At 65.7% G+C, this 16,305-nt stretch carries 13 protein-coding genes; 4 read left to right on the top strand and 9 right to left on the bottom strand.

Annotated elements, in window-relative coordinates; translation table 11 throughout:
- Nucleotides 1-1,074, bottom strand: coding sequence for a Ppx/GppA phosphatase family protein (locus C7G42_RS28215; protein WP_106952185.1), 1,074 nt, complete (start codon nucleotides 1,072-1,074; stop codon nucleotides 1-3).
- A gap of 209 nt (nucleotides 1,075-1,283) precedes the next feature.
- On the opposite strand from C7G42_RS28215, the gene C7G42_RS28210 reads away from it, so the two are divergent.
- Entirely contained in the window at nucleotides 1,284-3,656 is a 2,373-nt protein-coding gene (locus C7G42_RS28210; RefSeq protein WP_106952289.1) for a xanthine dehydrogenase family protein molybdopterin-binding subunit, read from the top strand.
- 154 nt (nucleotides 3,657-3,810) lie between these two features.
- On the opposite strand, the gene C7G42_RS28205 is transcribed toward C7G42_RS28210, so the two are convergent.
- A complete protein-coding gene (locus tag C7G42_RS28205; protein WP_106952184.1) occupies nucleotides 3,811-4,611 on the bottom strand; it encodes a hypothetical protein in 801 nt (266 codons plus the stop codon).
- Between the two features lie 104 nt (nucleotides 4,612-4,715).
- Here C7G42_RS28205 and C7G42_RS28200 point away from each other — a divergent pair, with 104 nt between their 5' ends.
- The 3 genes from C7G42_RS28200 to C7G42_RS28190 all read left to right on the top strand — a co-directional run bounded on the left by C7G42_RS28200 (nucleotide 4,716) and on the right by C7G42_RS28190 (nucleotide 8,165).
- Entirely contained in the window at nucleotides 4,716-5,207 is a 492-nt protein-coding gene (locus C7G42_RS28200) for a YaiI/YqxD family protein (protein ID WP_106952183.1), read from the top strand.
- Between the two features lie 2 nt (nucleotides 5,208-5,209).
- A complete protein-coding gene (locus C7G42_RS28195) occupies nucleotides 5,210-7,021 on the top strand; it encodes an ABC-F family ATP-binding cassette domain-containing protein (RefSeq protein WP_106952182.1) in 1,812 nt (603 codons plus the stop codon).
- Nucleotides 7,022-7,085: 64 nt separating this feature from the next.
- Entirely contained in the window at nucleotides 7,086-8,165 is a 1,080-nt protein-coding gene (locus C7G42_RS28190; protein ID WP_106952181.1) for a D-TA family PLP-dependent enzyme, read from the top strand.
- A gap of 107 nt (nucleotides 8,166-8,272) precedes the next feature.
- Here the strand turns inward: C7G42_RS28190 and C7G42_RS28185 are convergent, their stop codons facing one another.
- The 7 genes from C7G42_RS28185 to C7G42_RS28155 form a co-directional block, all read right to left on the bottom strand.
- The gene (locus tag C7G42_RS28185) at nucleotides 8,273-9,490 is read right to left on the bottom strand and encodes a BaiN/RdsA family NAD(P)/FAD-dependent oxidoreductase (RefSeq protein ID WP_106952288.1); all 1,218 of its coding nucleotides are present in this window, start codon (nucleotides 9,488-9,490) and stop codon (nucleotides 8,273-8,275) included.
- Nucleotides 9,487-10,404: an SDR family NAD(P)-dependent oxidoreductase gene (locus C7G42_RS28180; RefSeq protein ID WP_106952180.1), complete on the bottom strand. Its 918-nt coding sequence runs from the start codon at nucleotides 10,402-10,404 to the stop codon at nucleotides 9,487-9,489. Before C7G42_RS28180 ends, C7G42_RS28185 begins: the two co-directional genes overlap by 4 nt.
- 228 nt (nucleotides 10,405-10,632) lie before the next feature.
- Entirely contained in the window at nucleotides 10,633-11,109 is a 477-nt protein-coding gene (locus C7G42_RS28175; protein WP_106952179.1) for a MaoC family dehydratase, read from the bottom strand.
- Nucleotides 11,110-11,240: 131 nt separating this feature from the next.
- The gene (locus tag C7G42_RS28170; protein ID WP_106952178.1) at nucleotides 11,241-12,956 is read right to left on the bottom strand and encodes an AMP-binding protein; all 1,716 of its coding nucleotides are present in this window, start codon (nucleotides 12,954-12,956) and stop codon (nucleotides 11,241-11,243) included.
- Between the two features lie 125 nt (nucleotides 12,957-13,081).
- The gene (mmsB, locus tag C7G42_RS28165; RefSeq protein ID WP_349627536.1) at nucleotides 13,082-13,990 is read right to left on the bottom strand and encodes a 3-hydroxyisobutyrate dehydrogenase; all 909 of its coding nucleotides are present in this window, start codon (nucleotides 13,988-13,990) and stop codon (nucleotides 13,082-13,084) included.
- Nucleotides 13,991-13,996: 6 nt separating this feature from the next.
- Entirely contained in the window at nucleotides 13,997-15,064 is a 1,068-nt protein-coding gene (locus C7G42_RS28160; protein WP_106952176.1) for an enoyl-CoA hydratase/isomerase family protein, read from the bottom strand.
- Nucleotides 15,061-16,206, bottom strand: coding sequence for an isobutyryl-CoA dehydrogenase (locus C7G42_RS28155; RefSeq protein WP_106952175.1), 1,146 nt, complete (start codon nucleotides 16,204-16,206; stop codon nucleotides 15,061-15,063). The genes C7G42_RS28160 and C7G42_RS28155 overlap by 4 nt, the downstream gene beginning before the upstream one ends.
- Nucleotides 16,207-16,305 lie beyond the last annotated feature (99 nt).

The raw sequence follows: 16,305 nt of genomic DNA, 5'->3' as shown, positions 1-16,305 counted from the left end.
TCACCAGCTCCTGAGGGCGCCGTCCTCGCGCATCATCTCGACCAACATGCCCTCGCGCAGGCCACGGTCGGCGACGCGCAGGCGCGGCAGCGGGAAGGACCGCCTGATGGCATCGAGGATGGCGCAGCCGGCGAGCACGAGATCGGCGCGCTCGACGCTGATGCAGCTGTTGTTGGCGCGTTCCTCGTAGCTCATGCCGAGCAGCTTGTTGATGGTCGCGGTGATGTCGGAATCGTTCATCCAGATGCTGTCGATGCGGCGCCGGTCATAGCGCGCGAGGTTGAGGTGGATGCCGGCGAGCGTCGTCACCGTGCCCGAGGTTCCGAGCAGGTGCATGTCGGCGAGATCGCCGCCGTGCACCTCGGCGAACGGCGCGACGTGGTTGGCGACCTCCTGCTCCATCGCGGCGTAAATCTCCGGCGTCACGTCGCGGCCGCCGAACTGCTCGGCGAGCGTGACCACACCGTAAGGGATCGACATCCAGGCCTTGATGCGCGGCTGCGGATTGTCTGCGTCGCGCTCGATCCGCACCAGTTCGGTCGAGCCGCCGCCGATGTCGAACAGGATCGCGCCGCGTCCCCTGGGGTCGACCAGCGGCGAGCAGCCGACCACCGCAAGCGCGGCCTCGGTCTCGCGGTCGATCACCTCCAACTCGATGCCGGTCTCGGCCGCGACGCGGCTGCGGAACCCCTCCGCGTTCGAGGCCGCGCGGCAGGCCTCGGTCGCGATCAGCCGCAGCCGGCGCGCCTTGCGCAAATTGATCTTGTCACGGCAGATGCTGAGCGCGGCGATGGCACGCTCGATCGCGGCCTCGCTGATGCAGCCGGTCGACGAGACCCCCTCCCCGAGCCGGATGATGCGCGAGAAGGAATCGACGACGCGAAAGCCGTCCTGGGTCGGACAGGCGATCAGTAGCCTGCAATTGTTGGTGCCGAGGTCCAGCGCAGCATAGACGCCGGTTCCCGACGCCTGCGCGCCGACGGCCGGTCCGGTAGCCAACGCCACCGCCGCCATCGACCCCTCCAGCTCACCGTGCGGCGCATGGCCGTCGCGGAGCCGCGTGTGGTCATTCATCTAAACTGTCTTTCCGCGGCCGGTCGGGCCGGTCTGGAATTGATTTTTCGCCTGAAACCTTAGCAGCGCGGCGGGTATGCGCAACAACGCATCACATGGGACCATGCCCATTCGTGCGTTGTCGTGAACGGGGCGGTGGGTTATTTGAGGAGAGCCCGGTGCCCCGCTGCCGCGAATTTGCGCAAATGCCGGCTTTTCAGGTCAATTCCATGCAAGATCACACCTCATCGTCCACGCTCGAAAACGCTATTGCACTGCAAAAATACGGCGTCGGGCAGCCCGTCCGCCGCAAGGAGGACGACACCCTGGTGCGCGGCAAGGGCCGCTATACCGACGATTTCAACCTGCCCGGTCAGGCCTATGCCGTGGTCGTTCGTTCCACCCACGCCCATGGACTCATCCGCGGCATCGGCATCGATGCCGCCAAGGCCATGCCGGGCGTGCTGGGGGTCTGGACCGGCAAGGATCTCGATGCCGCCGGCTACGGTCCCTTCACCTGCGGCCTGCCGCTCAAGAGCCGCGACGGCTCGCCCCTGCTGCAGACCAACCGCCAGCCGCTCGCGACCGACAAGGTCCGCTTCGTCGGCGATCCCGTCGCCTTCGTGGTCGCCGAGACGCTGGCGCAGGCGCGCGATGCCGCAGAGGCGGTCGAGCTCGATATCGAGCCGCTGCCGGCGGTGACCGATCCCGAGGAAGCCGCAAAACCCGGCGCGCCGCAGCTCTACGACCACATTCCTGGTAACGTCGTGCTCGACTACCATTATGGCGACATGGACAAGGTCACCGCGGCCTTCGCCGGCGCCGCCCATGTCACCAAGGTCGACATCGAGAACACCCGTGTCGCCGTGGTGTCGATGGAACCGCGCGTCGGGCTGGCCTCCTACGACAAGAAGACCGAGCGCTACACGCTTCAGGTCCCGACGCAGGGCGTCGCCGGCAACCGCGCCAACCTCGCCAAGAACCTCAAAGTGCCGAACGACAAGGTGCGCATCCTCACCGCCAATGTCGGCGGCTCCTTCGGCATGAAGAACATCAACTATCCCGAATATATGTGCATCCTGTACGCGGCGAAGGAGTTGGGCAAGCCGGTGAAGTGGCTCGACGAGCGCTCGACCGCTTTCCTTTCCGACAGCCACGGCCGTGCGCAGAAGATCCATGCCGAGCTCGCGCTCGACGCCGAAGGAAATTTCCTCGCGGCCAAACTCGATGGCTATGGCAATCTCGGCGCCTACATCACCGGCGTCGCGCCGGGGCCCCTGTCACTCAACACCGGCAAGAACTTTTCCAGCGTCTACCGCACGCCGCTGATGGCCGTCGACATCAAGGTGGTCTTGACCAACACCACGCTGATGGGCGCCTATCGCGGCGCCGGCCGGCCCGAGGCGAACTATTACATGGAGCGGCTGATCGACCGCGCCGCCGACGAGATGGGCATCAACCGGCTGACCTTGCGCAAGCGCAATTTCATCAAGCCGAGCCAGATCCCGTTCGCGGCCTCCTCCGGCGTTACCTATGACAGCGGCGACTTCCAGGCCGTGTTCAACAAGGCGCTCGAAATCTCCGACCACGATAATTTCGCCAAGCGCAAGAAAGAGAGCAAGAAGGCCGGCAAGCTGCGCGGCATCGCCGTCGGCTCCTATCTCGAGGTCACCGCACCGCCGAGCCCGGAGCTCGGCAAGATCGTGTTCGATGCCGACGGCACCGTGCAGCTCATCACGGGCACGCTCGATTACGGCCAGGGCCATGCCACGCCGTTCGCGCAAGTGCTGAGTGCGCAGCTCGGCGTTCCCTTCGAGAGCGTCAAGCTCGTGCAGGGCGACAGCGACATCGTCCACACCGGCAACGGCACCGGCGGCTCGCGCTCGATCATGGCGACCGGCCAGGCCATCGTGGGGGCTGCCAAGCTCGTCATCGAGAAGGGCAAGCGGGCAGCGGCGCATATGCTCGAAGCATCCGAAGCCGACATCGAATTCGAAGGCGGCAGCTTCACCATCGCCGGCACCGACCGCAGCATCGACATCATGGAGCTCGCCAAGCGCCTGCATGACGGCAAGACGCCGGAGGGCGTGCCCGACAGCCTCGACGTCGATCACACCAGCGAACCGGTCGCCTCGGCGTTCCCGAACGGCTGTCACGTTGCCGAAGTCGAGATCGATCCGGAGACCGGCGTGGTGCAGATCGTTCGCTACAGCGCGGTCAACGATTTCGGCACGGTCGTCAACCCGATGCTGGTCGCAGGCCAGCTCCATGGCGGCGTCGTGCAAGGTATCGGCCAGGCGCTGATGGAGCACATCCGCTACGACGAGAGCGGCCAGCCGATCACGGGCTCGCTGATGGACTACGCCCTGCCCCGCGCCGAGGACGTGCCCAACATGACGATCGGCGACCACCCGGTGCCCGCGACGACCAACCCGCTCGGCAGCAAGGGCTGCGGCGAAGCCGGCTGCGCCGGCAGCCTGTCGACGGTGGTGAACGCGGTGCTCGACGCCTTGTCCGAGTACGGTATCAAGCACATCGACATGCCGCTGACCTCGGAGCGGGTGTGGCGCGCGATCCAGGACGCGAAGGCAAAGGCGGCTTGAGGTCTCCCCCTTTTGCCTCCACGGACACACTGTCGTCGCCCGGCTTGACCGGGCGATCCAGTACTCCAAGGCGGTCGTGATTGACCGACAGGCCGCGACGTAGTGGATTCCCGCCTTCGCGGAGAATGACAGCGAACGCGAGAAGCACTGAATCCTACGCCACCGCCTGCTCGCGCGGCTGGGTGATCGCGGTATGCTGGCAGTGTGCAATCGGCGTGGTGCCGTTGGCGACGACGAGTGCGTCGAGCTCGACGAAGCGGTGGCCCTTCTTCTCGTAGTTCGCTGTCACCTTGGCCCGCGCGGTGATTTCATCGCCGGCGCGCGCCGCCGACAGCAGCTGCATGCGGCTGCCGACGTGGATCCACGGGCCCAGAATGGTGTTGTCGACCAGCACGCGGTTCATCACCCGCTGGATCAGGCCGGGATGGCCGAGGCGTTCGCGCGCAAAGATCGGATCTGTCTCCCTGATGTCGGCGAGGTAGTCCGCCGCATCCTGCCCGGCCCAGCGCCGGGGCGTGGTGCCCAGCCATTTGCCGGTCTCGAATGTCGTTGGGCTGACCGGCGTGCGTTCGGCCACGACGGGCACCGCGACATAGTCGCTCAGTGACACCACAGGCGCCGCCGCCGGCAGCGAGGCCGTGCCCGTGGCGCACAGTGTGGTGCGGCTGAACACTTCGATGGTCAGCACCCCGTTGTGCTCGGTCGCGTCGACATCGGCGGTCTCGCCGTCATAAACCGGCTTGATGAAGCGGGCCTCGATCAGCCCGCGCGACAGGAAATCGCGGCCCCAGCGCGCCACCGGCACGTGCATCATGTAGGCGAAGACATCGACGCCGGGCACCAGCCCGCCGGAAAAGCCGAAGCGGCGCGCGACCGTGTCGTCATGCATCTTGTTTTCCGATTGCTTGGCGGTGTTGTAGGCCTCGACGCGCCAAGTCTCGAGCCGGTTCGGCATGGGGTCATCTTCCCTGTTCTTGTTGTTTCGGGACGATCGTAAGCCCCGGGGAACACCGGTCAATCCCCTCGCCTTTGCGGCCCGAATGGGGTACCACGCGGCGAATGACTGACACCCCTACCCGCATCTATGTCGACGCCGACGCCTGCCCGGTCAAGGACGAGATTTACCGCGTCGCGCTGCGGCACGGCGTGCCCGTCAGCGTGGTCGCCGGCAATTTCATCCGCGTGCCACAGGACCCGCTGATCGAGCGCATCGCGGCCGGCGCCGGCATGGACGCCGCCGACGACTGGATCGTCGAGCGCGTCAAACCCGGCGACGTCGTGGTGACATCGGACATTCCGCTCGCGAGCCGCTGCGTGAAGGCCGGCGCCGATGTGATCGCCCCGAACGGCAAGCCGTTCACGGAAGAGTCGATCGGCATGACGCTGGCGGTGCGCAACCTGATGACGGATCTGCGCTCGGCCGGCGAAGTCACCGGCGGCCCGCGCTCGTTCGCGCCGCGCGACCGCTCCACGTTTCTCTCGGCGCTCGACCAGACGCTGCGCCGGATCCAGCGCCGCCGCGCCGACCAGGCCGCAACACATCAAGGCTGATCATGGCGCCCCCGCTGATCCAACTGAAAGACATCAAGCTGACCTTTGGCGGCACGCCGCTTTTGAGCGGTGTCGAGCTGAACGTCGCACCCGGCGAGCGCGTCTGTTTGATCGGCCGCAACGGCTCCGGCAAATCGACACTGCTGAAGATCGCGGCCGGCCTCGTCGAACCCGACGGCGGGACACGCTTCGTGCAGCCGGGCGCAACCGTCCGCTATCTTCCGCAGGAGCCTGACTTCGGCGAGCACAAGACCACGCTGGCCTATGTCGAGTCCGGGCTCGCGCCCGGCGACGACCAGCACCAGGCACGCTATCTGCTGGAACAACTCGGGCTGACCGGCGAGGAGGACCCGCATAATCTCTCCGGCGGCGAGGCGCGCCGCGCAGCGCTGGCTTTTGTGCTGGCGCCCTCGCCCGACATTTTGCTGCTGGACGAGCCGACCAACCACCTCGATCTCGCGACTATCGAGTGGCTGGAGCAGGAGCTGGACAGCCGCCGCAGCGCGCTGGTGATCATCAGCCATGACCGCCGCTTCCTGACCAATCTGTCGCGCTCCACCGCCTGGCTCGACCGCGGCAAGATCAAGCAGATCGACCGCGGCTTTGCCTCGTTCGAGAGCTGGCGCGACGAGGTGCTGGCGGAAGAAGAGCGCGACCAGCACAAGCTCGACCGCAAGATCGTCGACGAAGAGCACTGGCTGCGCCACGGCGTCTCCGGCCGGCGCAAGCGCAACGTGAAGCGTCTCGGCAATCTGCATGCGCTGCGCGACCAGCGGCGCAATTATCGCGGCACGGCCGGCAGCGCCAGTCTCGCGGCGGCAGAGGCGGAGCAATCCGGCAAGCTGGTGATCGAGGCGAAGGGCGTCACCAAGGCCTATGGCGACCGCATGATCGTCGACAATTTCTCGACACGCATCCAGCGCGGCGACCGGCTCGGCATCATCGGCCCGAACGGCGCCGGCAAGACCACGCTGGTCAATCTGCTCACCGGAGCCGCGCAGCCGGATTCCGGCACGATACGTCTCGGCGCCAATCTGGAGGTCGCGACGCTCGATCAGCACCGCGAAAGCCTCGATCCGAAATCCACCCTGGCGGAAGCGCTGACCGGTGGCCGCGGCGACCAGATCATGGTCGGCGGCAAGCCGAAGCATGTCGTCGGTTACATGAAGGACTTCCTGTTTGCGCAGGAGCAGCGCGGCACGCCGGTGGAAGTGCTCTCCGGCGGCGAGCGCGGCCGGCTGATGCTGGCGCGCGCGCTGGCCAAGCCGTCGAACCTGCTGGTGCTGGACGAGCCGACCAACGACCTCGATCTCGAAACCCTCGACGTGCTCGAAGACATGCTCGGCGACTACGAGGGCACAGTCATCCTGATCAGCCATGACCGCGACTTCCTCGATCGCGTCGTCACCTCCGTGATCGCGCCCGAGGGCAACGGCAAATGGACCGAATATGCCGGCGGCTACAGCGACATGCTGATCCAGCGCGGCGCGGATTTGAAACGCGAAGCGGCCAAGGCAACGCCGGCTGCCGAGAAGAAAGAGGGGCGCTCCGCTGCCCCCGCCTCCGCGCCGAAGCGCAAGCTGAGCTTCAACGAGAAGCACGCGCTGGACACGCTGCCGAAGAAGATGGAAGCGTTGCAAGCCGATATTGCAAGACTGCAGCGCGTGCTCGACGATCCCAATCTCTACACCAAGAATCGCAAGAAATTCGACGACACTTCCGCCGCCATCGCCAAGGCGCACGACGAACTGTCCGCCGCTGAAGAGCGGTGGCTCGAGCTCGAAATGCTTCGTGAAGAGATTGAACAGGCCTAGCGCGCATTCCGCAAAAGTGGGCACCGGTTTTGCGATCAGAATGCGCGCCAACTAAGAGACTTCCATGACCACCACTCTCGCCGCCAAGATCGCCCGCGAATACGGCACGCCCTGCGCCGTCATCGACATGGACAAGGTCGAGCGCAACATCGCGCGGATACAGCAAGCCTGCGATGACGCCGGCATCGCCAACCGTCCCCACATCAAGACGCACAAGAACCCGACGCTCGCGAAGATGCAGGTCGCGGCCGGCGCCAGGGGCATCACCTGCCAGAAGATCGGCGAGGCCGAGATCATGGCCAATGCCGGCATCGATGACATCCTGATCAGCTACAACCTTCTCGGCGAGGAGAAGATGGCGCGGCTCGGCGCGCTGAATGCCAAGGTCAGCATGACGGTCGCGGCCGACAATTCCACCGTCGTCGCCGGCCTGCCCAAGGCTGCTGCGGCGTCGGGCCGCCCGCTCTTGGTCGTGGTCGAATGCGACACCGGACGCAAACGCGCCGGCGTCGAGACGCCCGCCGAAGCCATTGCTCTGGCGCGCGAGATCGCCGCATCGAAGGGACTGCAATTCGCCGGCTTCATGATGTATCCGACCGAGACCGGCTGGGGCGATGCGCAGAAATTTCTCGACGAGGCGTTGGCCGGCGTGCGCGCGCACGGGCTAGACGCCAAGATCGTCTCGACCGGCGGCACGCCGAACCTCACGAACATCGGCAAGCTCAAGGGCGGCACCGAGCACCGCTTCGGCACCTACATCTACAACGACCGCATGCAGGTCGCGGCCGGCGTCGCCAGCTGGGACGACTGCGCGCTGCACATCTATTCGACCGTGGTGAGCCGCGCCGCTCCCGAGCGCGGTATTCTCGACGCCGGCTCGAAGACGCTGACCACTGATACCGGTGGCCTCGACGGCCACGGCCTGATCCTCGAGCACCCCGAAGCCAAGATCGCGAAATTCGCCGAGGAGCACGGCTTCCTCGATCTCTCCCGCAGCAACACGCGGCCCAACGTCGGCGACGTCGTCCGCATCGTGCCGAACCACGTCTGCGTCGTCGTCAACATGATGGACGAAGTGGTGATGGTCCGCGGCGAGGAGATCATCGGAACGCTGCCGGTGGCGGCGCGCGGGAAGTTGCGGTAGGCCGCAACTCTCTCGACCGTCATTGCGAGGAACGAAGCGACGAAGCAATCCAGACTCTTACCGCGGACAGACTCTGGATTGCTTCGCTACGCTCGCAATGACGGCGGTTAGTGCTTGAGCCGCTCCAGCACGCCCCTGCCCGCCGCAGCCCCCGTCGCGAACGACGCCTGCAACAAATACCCACCGGTCGGCGCTTCCCAATCCAGCATCTCGCCAGCGGCGAAAACGCCGGGCAGCTTGCGCAGCATGAAGTGCTCGTCGAGTTCGTCGAAGGTGATCCCTCCCGCGGTCGAGATCGCGCGCTCGATCGGAGCAACGCCGGTGAGCTGCACCGGAATCGCGTTCACGAGTTGCGCAAGCTCGGCCGGCGAGAACGCGGCCAGCGGTCGGCCGGATGCAAGCGCAGCCTCCTGCAACAGGCCGATGCCGACCGGCGACAATTGCGCCGCCTTGCGCAGGAAGTTCGCGAGCGATTGCTTGCCGCGCGTGCCCGATAGCCGCGTCGTCAGAACCGCGGCATCGAGATCTGGCCGCAAGGCGATCATCAGCGTCGCCTGCCCGAGACCCAGGACCGCCTCGCGCAATTCCGCCGACAGCGCGTAAATCGCACCGCCCTCGATGCCGCTGCGCGTGATCATGGCTTCGCCGCGCACGGTGTGTGCACCGACGGTCAGCGCCACACCCTTGAGCGGCTGACCCTCGAAACGATCGCGGAACACATTTGACCAGGCGACCATGAAGCCGGAATTGGCTGGCCGAAGCTCTGAGACGGCAACGCCCTTCGCGGCAAGGATGTCGGCCCAGCTGCCGTCCGACCCCAGCCGCGGCCAGCTTGCACCGCCCAACGCCAGCACGGTCGCATTGGCGACAACGGGTGCCACGCCCTCAGGCGTTCGAAACAGCAGCCGTCCCTCACCGTCCCAGCCGGTCCAGCGATGGCGAAACGCAAACCGTACACTGCTCGCATCGAGCCGCCGCAGCCAGGCGCGCAGCAAGGGCGAGGCCTTGAACGCTTTTGGAAACACCCGCCCGCTGGTGCCGACGAAAGTCGGCTCACCCAGCGCTTCGCTCCACGCGCGCAGCGCGTCGGGCGAAAACGCCTCGATCGCCGCTTGCAGCTTGGGTCCCGCCTCGCGATACCGCGCCATGAATTGAGCGAGCGGCTCGCTGTGGGTCAGATTGAGCCCGCCGCGGCCCGCCATCAGGAACTTGCGGCCAGCTGACGGCATCGCGTCATAGACCGTCACGCGGGCACCGCCTTGCACCAGCACCTCCGCCGCCATCAGCCCGGCGGGACCGGCCCCGATGACGGCGACGTCGGTCAGAGCTTGATCCCCGCCCGTGCCGCGGCCTGCGCCACGTATTTCTGCGTCTGCTCGAACGCGCCCTGCAGCGCCCTGGCCTTCGACATGTCGCTGATCTCTTCGAAATGCGCGGCAACCGCGTCCGGCGTCCATTCGGATTCCGGCAGGTTGATGCCTTCGCTCTCCAGGATCTTGATCACGGCAAAGGACCCGGCGCCGGCGCCCATGATGGTGCGGGTCGGCGCGTCCTCGCTCAGCATGTACTCGACCGCGGGCGTGATCGCGTTCGGCTTCATCAGCTGCAGCGCCTGCGGCGGCAGCAGCTCTTCGGTCATGCGGGTCGCGGCCGTCGGCGAGATGATGTTGACGCGGATGTTGTTCTTGCGGCCTTCTTCGGCGAGCACGTTCATCAGGCCGACCATGCCGGACTTCGCCGCGCCGTAATTGGCCTGGCCGAAATTGCCGTAGAGGCCGGAGGACGACGTCGTCAGCACGATGCGGCCGTAACTGCGGTCGCGCATGCCGGCCCAGGCCGCCTTGCAGCAATAGAAGGTCCCGACGAGATGCACGTCGAGCACCTTCTGGAAATCGGCCGCTTCCATCTTGCCGAACGACTTGTCGCGCAGGATGCCGGCATTGGCGCACATCAAATCGACGCTGCCCCACTCCTTGGTGGCGCGCTCGACCATGGCAGTGACCTGCTCGAAATTCGAGACGTCGGCACCGTCGGCCATCGCGGTGCCACCGGCTTTGCGGATTTCCTCGACCACGCTCTCCGCCGGCGACAGCGAACCGCCGGTGCCGTCACGCGCGCCGCCGAAATCGTTGACGACGACCTTTGCGCCGCGGCTGGCCAACCCCAGCGCATGCGCCTTGCCGAGACCATTGCCCGCGCCGGTGACGATGGCGACGCGTCCGTCGAACCTGATTGCCATTGTGCAACTTCCTGTCTTCTTCCCTTCTCCCCTTGTGGGAGAAGGTGGCGCGCAGCGCCGGATGTGGGTCTCTCTCGGCAGCCGAGTTCGTGGAGAGATACCCCTCACCCGGCTTCGCGTTCCGCGAAGCCACCCTCTCCCGCAAGGGGAGAGGGTGCACCGAGCGCGATTTGACCGGCTTTTGAGCAGCGATGGGTTGCCGGGTCAAGCCCGGCACCGACGCCCGGATCAGGCGAAATAGATCAACCCGAGCCAGTCCGCGACAAGCGCCGGCTTGTCCTCGCCTTCGATCTCCACCGTGACGTTGGTGCGGGACTGCAACTCGTTCGGCTTGCGCAGCTTGGCTTCGGCCAACACGAACCGGCCGCGGACGCGCTTGCCAGAGCGGACCGGCGAAATGAAGCGCAGCTTGTCGAAGCCGTAATTGACGCCCATCGTGGTCCCCGCAATTGCCGGCATCACTTCGTAGGACATCACCGACAGCATCGACATCGTGAGGAAACCGTGCGCGATGGTGGTGCCGAACGCCGTCTCCTTCGCCCTCTCGGGATCGACGTGGATGAACTGGTGATCCTCGGTCACGTCGGCATAGGTGTCGATGCGGGGCTGATCGATCAGGTGCCACGAGGACACGCCGATCTCCTTGCCGATCATGGCCTGATAGGCCTGAAGCGTGATCGGCGGCTTCTTCCAGATTTCGTTCATTCAGCAACTCCAAATGCCGTCATTCCGGGGCGCGCGCAGCGCGAGCCCGGAATCCATTTGGCAACGATTCTGCCGCCCAATATGGATTCCGGGCTCGATGCTACGCATCGCTCCGGAATGACATGCTCCAATTAAGTCTCACTTCTTGTCTTCACCAGCTCCGGAAAATCCTCTTCCCGGAATTCGCGACCGCGCAGGGGATCCTCGCGGTCGTCGTCGCGCTCGAGCCGCCGCAGCTGAACGCGCCGGATTTTTCCTGAGATCGTCTTCGGCAGCTCGGTGACGATCTCGAGGCGGCGGATCCGCTTGAATGGCGCAAGGCGCGCGTGCAGATGCTTGAAAATGGAGAGCGCGGTCTCCGGCGTCCGCTCCGCGCCTGATCTCAGCAGCACGAACGCCTTGGGGATCGCGAGCCGGATCGGATCGGGGCTCGGCACCACCGCCGCTTCGGCGACAAGCTCGTGCTCGAGCAAGACGCTTTCCAGCTCGAACGGGCTGATACGGTAATCCGACGACTTGAACACGTCGTCGGAACGACCGACGAAGGTAAGATGGCCGTCGTCATCCTCGAACACGACATCGCCGCTGCGATAGAGCTCGCCCTCGGCGCCGGAGAGCTTGCCGTCATCGCCCTGATAGCCCTGCATCAGGCCGGCGGGCCGCTCGGTGCCGAGCACCAGCGTGACCTCGCCTTCCCTCGCCTTGTTGCCGTCGGCGTCGCTGATCTGCACGCGATAGCCCGGCAGCGGCCGGCCCATCGAGCCGATCTTGATCTTCTGGCCCGGCGAGTTGCCGGCCAATGCCGTGGTTTCGGTCTGGCCATAGCCGTCGCGAATGGTGAGACCCCAGGCGGCCTGCACCTGGTCGATCACTTCAGGGTTGAGCGGCTCGCCGGCGCCGCAGACCTCGCGCAAGGCCACCTTGAACGACGCCAGGTTCTCCTGGATGAACAGCCGCCACACGGTCGGCGGCGCGCACAGCGTGGTGACACCGCACCGGCCGATCGTGGCAAGCAGGCCCTTCGCATCGAAGCGCGGCTGGTTGACCACGAACACGGTCGCGCCCGCATTCCACGGTGCGAAAAAACAGCTCCATGCATGCTTGGCCCAGCCGGGCGAGGAGATGTTGAGATGGACGTCGCCGGGTTTCAGCCCGATCCAGTACATGGTCGAGAGATGACCGACGGGATAGCTGCGCTGGCTGTGCCGGACGAGTTTTGGTTTTGCCGTCGTGCCCGAGGTGAAATAGAGCAGCATCGGATCGTCGGCATTGGTGGGGCCGTCGGCGGAAAAACTCTCAAGGGCCTTTGCGGACTCATCATAGGAGAGCCATCCGTCATGGGCCGCGCCGACCACGATGCGGACGATATTCTCCGCACCCAGGCTTGCGAATTTCGCGACCTGGTCCTCGGCCGCCACCACCGCCTTCGCCCTGCCGCGATCGAGCCGGTCGCGCAGCTCATCGGCGGTGAGCAGCGTGGTCGCGGGAATCACGACGACGCCGAGCTTCATCGCCGCCAGCATCGTCTCCCACAGCGGAACCACGTTGCCGAGCAGCAGCAGCAGATGATCGCCGCGCTTCAGACCCTGCGCGCGAAGGAAATTCGCGACCTGGTTTGAGCGCTTCGAGAGCGCCGCGAAGGACAGCTTGGTCTGGCGATCCTGCGCGGCGTCGACGATCCAGAGTGCCGGCCGGTCCTTGGCTTCGGCATCCTTCGCCAGTTCGTCGAACCAGTCGAGCGCCCAATTGAAGGGAACCGGATCCGGCCAGCGGAATCCTTTGACCGCGGCCTCGTAATCCGTGCGGTGCTTGAGCAGAAACGCGCGCGCGTCCTGAAATGTCGTCATGTTCCGGGCCCGTCGAATGGATGTTCGAGCGTAGCCCGGATGGAGCGAAGCGCAATCCGGCGCGGCCAGCCCCAGAAGGGACTATCCCGGATTTCGCTTCGCTCCATCCGGGCTACGAAGCCTCGCTATTGTCCAGCGAGGCCGCGAACGTGCTTGATAATTCCGGAAAAATCCACCCCGCCTTGGCCGGCTGCGTCGAAAGACTGATAGATCTCCTGCGCATGCTTGCCGAGCGGGGTGGCCGCGCCCGCGGCCTTCGCGGCGTCCTGCGCCAGCGTCAGATCCTTCACCATCAACGCGGAAGCAAAGCCCGGCTTGTAGTCGTTGTTGGCGGGCGAGGTCGGCACCGGGCCCGGCACCGGGCAATAGGTCGTCAGCGACCAGCACTGGCCCGACGAGGTCGAGGCGACATCGAACAGCGCCTGGTGCGAGAGCCCGAGCTTCTCAGCCAGTGCAAACGCCTCGCTCACCGCGATCATGGAGATGCCGAGGATCATGTTGTTGCAGATCTTGGCCGCCTGCCCCGCGCCGGCGCCGCCGCAATGGACGATCTTCTTGCCCATGTTCTCCAGCACCGGCTTGGCCGCCGCGAATGCGTTCGCCTCGCCACCGCACATGAAGGTGAGCGTCGCGCCCTTGGCGCCGCCGGTGCCGCCGGAGACCGGCGCATCCACCGAAAGCACGCCGTGCTTGGCGGCGAGCGCATGCGCGGCCCTCGCGCTCTCCACGTCGATGGTGGAGCTGTCGATGACCAGCGCGCCCTTGGTCATCGCGGGAAGGATTTCGTTCCAGACGCCGAGCACGTGCTTGCCTGCGGGCAGCATGGTGACGACGACATCGGCGTCCTTCGCCGCGCCCGCGGCGCTGTCGGCGATGGCCGCGCCGTCAGCCTTGGCCTGATTGCGCGAGGCCTCGACGAGATCGAACGCCACCACCTTGTGGCCCGCCTTGACCAGATTGGCCGCCATCGGGCCGCCCATGTTGCCGAGACCGATGAATGCGATCGTGGCCATTGTCGTTTCCTCCGCTTCAATCGTTGCTTAGTTGAACTTCAGCTCGTCGGCACCGATCCCGGCGAGATACGGCGCAAGCATCTCTGGCGTCACATCCTCGATCCGCGGCGGCGACCAGACCGGGTTGCGGTCCTTGTCGATCACGGCCGCACGCACGCCCTCTCGGAAATCGTCGCTGCGGAAAACTTCGAGCGCGGCGCGATATTCGCGCACCAGGCACTCCTCCAGGCTCGACGCGGTACGCGCGAGCCGCAGCAGTTTCAGCGTCACCACCATACCGCGCGGCGATTTTTCGTTGAGCGTCTTCAGGGTCGCCAAGGCGAACTCCGAGCCCTCACGTTTCAGCGCGGCAAAAATGTCTTCCATGCGGTCGAAGCCGAACAATGCGTCGATCACAGACTGCTTCGCGGCCACCGGCCCGGCGGTCTCGCCGGTCGCAAAGCCGTTGATCAGCTTGCCGACATCGGCCGCAGTTACGCCTGGACGAACCTTGGTCAGCGCTTCGCGCAGCTCCGGCCATTTGGCCAACCGCACCACCGCGTCGGCGAACTTCGCATGGATGGCGTCGGGCCCGTTCATTGTCTGGCCGGTCAGCCCGAAGTAAGTGCCGATCTCGCCCGGCGAGCGCGACAGCAGATAGGTGCCGCCGACATCCGGAAAGAAGCCGAGCCCGACCTCGGGCATCGCGAGCTTGGTGCGATCGGTGACGATGCGGTGGCTGGCATGAGCCGAGAGGCCGACGCCGCCGCCCATCACGATACCGTCCATGAACGCGACATACGGCTTTGGGAATTTCTTGATCCGGGCGTTGAGGATGTATTCCTCGCGCCACAGGATCTTGCCGAGATCGCCATTGGCTTTCGAGCTCTCCCAGAGCGTACGAATGTCACCGCCGGCACACAGGCCACGCTCGCCGGCACCTTCCAGCACGATCAATGCGACGGCCGGATCGGCCTCGAAGCGGTCGAGCGCCTTGTCGATGTCGCGAAACATCTCCAGCGTCGCGGCGTTGATCGCCTTCGGACGGTTGAGCCTGATGACGCCAGCCGCGCCCTCGACGCGGGCGATCAGATCGCCCTCTTCCACCGAATTCATCGCGCGCCCTCGATCAGCTTGCGCGCCACGATCAGCCGCATGATTTCATTGGTGCCTTCGAGGATCTGGTGCACGCGCAGATCGCGCACAATCTTCTCGATGCCGTATTCGCTTAAGTACCCGTAGCCGCCGTGGAGCTGCAGCGCATGGTTGGCGACCTCGAAGCCGACGTCGGTGCCGAAGCGTTTTGCCATCGCGCACAGCATGGTGGCATCGGGGTCTTTTCGGTCCAGCGCCGCAGCCGCCCGCCACAGGAACGTGCGCGCAGCCTCGAGTTCGATCGCCATGTCGGCGAGGCGGAATTGCAGTGCCTGGAATTCGTCGAGGCGCTTTCCGAACGCCTTGCGCTCCTTCATGTAGGCGCGCGCCTTGTCGAGCGCGGTCTGGGCGCCGCCGATCGAACAGGCCGTGATGTTGAGGCGGCCGCCGTCGAGCCCGGCCATCGCGATCTTGAAGCCGATGCCCTCCTCGCTGAGGCGATTGGCGACCGGCACACGGGCATTCTCGAACATCACAGCGCGGGTCGGCTGCGCGTTCCAGCCCATCTTCCGTTCATTGGCGCCGAAGGAGACGCCCGGCGTCTTGCCGTCGATGACGAGGGTCGAAATACCGCCCGGGCCATCGCCGCCGGTGCGCACCATCGCGACCAGGAGATCTGTGCCACCGGCGCCCGAGATGAACTGCTTCTGGCCGTTGAGCACGTAATGCTCGCCGTCGCGCACCGCGCGGGTGCGCAGCGCGGCCGCATCGGAGCCCGCGCCCGGCTCGGTCAGGCAGTAGCTCGCGATCAGCTCCATGGTGCAGAGCTTTGGCAGCCATGTGTGGCGCTGGGTGTCGCTGCCGAAGGCATCGATCATCCAGCTCGCCATGTTGTGAATGGAGATGAAGGCCGAGGTGGTCGGACAGCCCGTCGCCAGCGCCTCGAAGATCAGCGCCGCGTCGAACCGCGTCATCGCGGATCCCCCGACATCCTCGCGGATGTAGATGCCGCCCATGCCGAGCATGGCCGCCTCGCGCATCACCTCGACGGGGAAATGCTTCTCCTCGTCCCAGCGCAGCGCATGCGGCGCAATCTTTTCCGCCGCAAACGCCAGCGCCATGTCGCGAATTGCGATCTGATCCTCGTTCAGAGCGAATTGCATGCTGCCGCCTACCTTATTTCCGTCATTGCGAGCGCAGCGAAGCAATCCAGACTGTCTTCGCGGAAAGACCCTGGATTGCTTCGTCGCAAGGGCTCCTCG

The organism is Bradyrhizobium sp. MOS003, from assembly GCF_003020125.1.
Taxonomy (GTDB): domain Bacteria; phylum Pseudomonadota; class Alphaproteobacteria; order Rhizobiales; family Xanthobacteraceae; genus Bradyrhizobium.
Note: the sequence above shows the minus strand (reverse complement) of the source record. Positions and strands in the feature narration are given on the sequence as shown.

Bases quoted from the DNA above. Each gene is read 5' to 3' on its own strand.
- C7G42_RS28215 (WP_106952185.1), bottom strand. From the start codon at position 1,074: ATGAATGACCACACGCGGCTCCGCGACGGCCATGCGCCGCACGGTGAG.
- C7G42_RS28210 (WP_106952289.1), top strand. From the start codon at position 1,284: ATGCAAGATCACACCTCATCGTCCACGCTCGAAAACGCTATTGCACTG.
- C7G42_RS28205 (WP_106952184.1), bottom strand. From the start codon at position 4,611: ATGCCGAACCGGCTCGAGACTTGGCGCGTCGAGGCCTACAACACCGCC.
- C7G42_RS28200 (WP_106952183.1), top strand. From the start codon at position 4,716: ATGACTGACACCCCTACCCGCATCTATGTCGACGCCGACGCCTGCCCG.
- C7G42_RS28195 (WP_106952182.1), top strand. From the start codon at position 5,210: ATGGCGCCCCCGCTGATCCAACTGAAAGACATCAAGCTGACCTTTGGC.
- C7G42_RS28190 (WP_106952181.1), top strand. From the start codon at position 7,086: ATGACCACCACTCTCGCCGCCAAGATCGCCCGCGAATACGGCACGCCC.
- C7G42_RS28180 (WP_106952180.1), bottom strand. From the start codon at position 10,404: ATGGCAATCAGGTTCGACGGACGCGTCGCCATCGTCACCGGCGCGGGC.
- C7G42_RS28175 (WP_106952179.1), bottom strand. From the start codon at position 11,109: ATGAACGAAATCTGGAAGAAGCCGCCGATCACGCTTCAGGCCTATCAG.
- C7G42_RS28170 (WP_106952178.1), bottom strand. From the start codon at position 12,956: ATGACGACATTTCAGGACGCGCGCGCGTTTCTGCTCAAGCACCGCACG.
- C7G42_RS28160 (WP_106952176.1), bottom strand. From the start codon at position 15,064: ATGAATTCGGTGGAAGAGGGCGATCTGATCGCCCGCGTCGAGGGCGCG.
- C7G42_RS28155 (WP_106952175.1), bottom strand. From the start codon at position 16,206: ATGCAATTCGCTCTGAACGAGGATCAGATCGCAATTCGCGACATGGCG.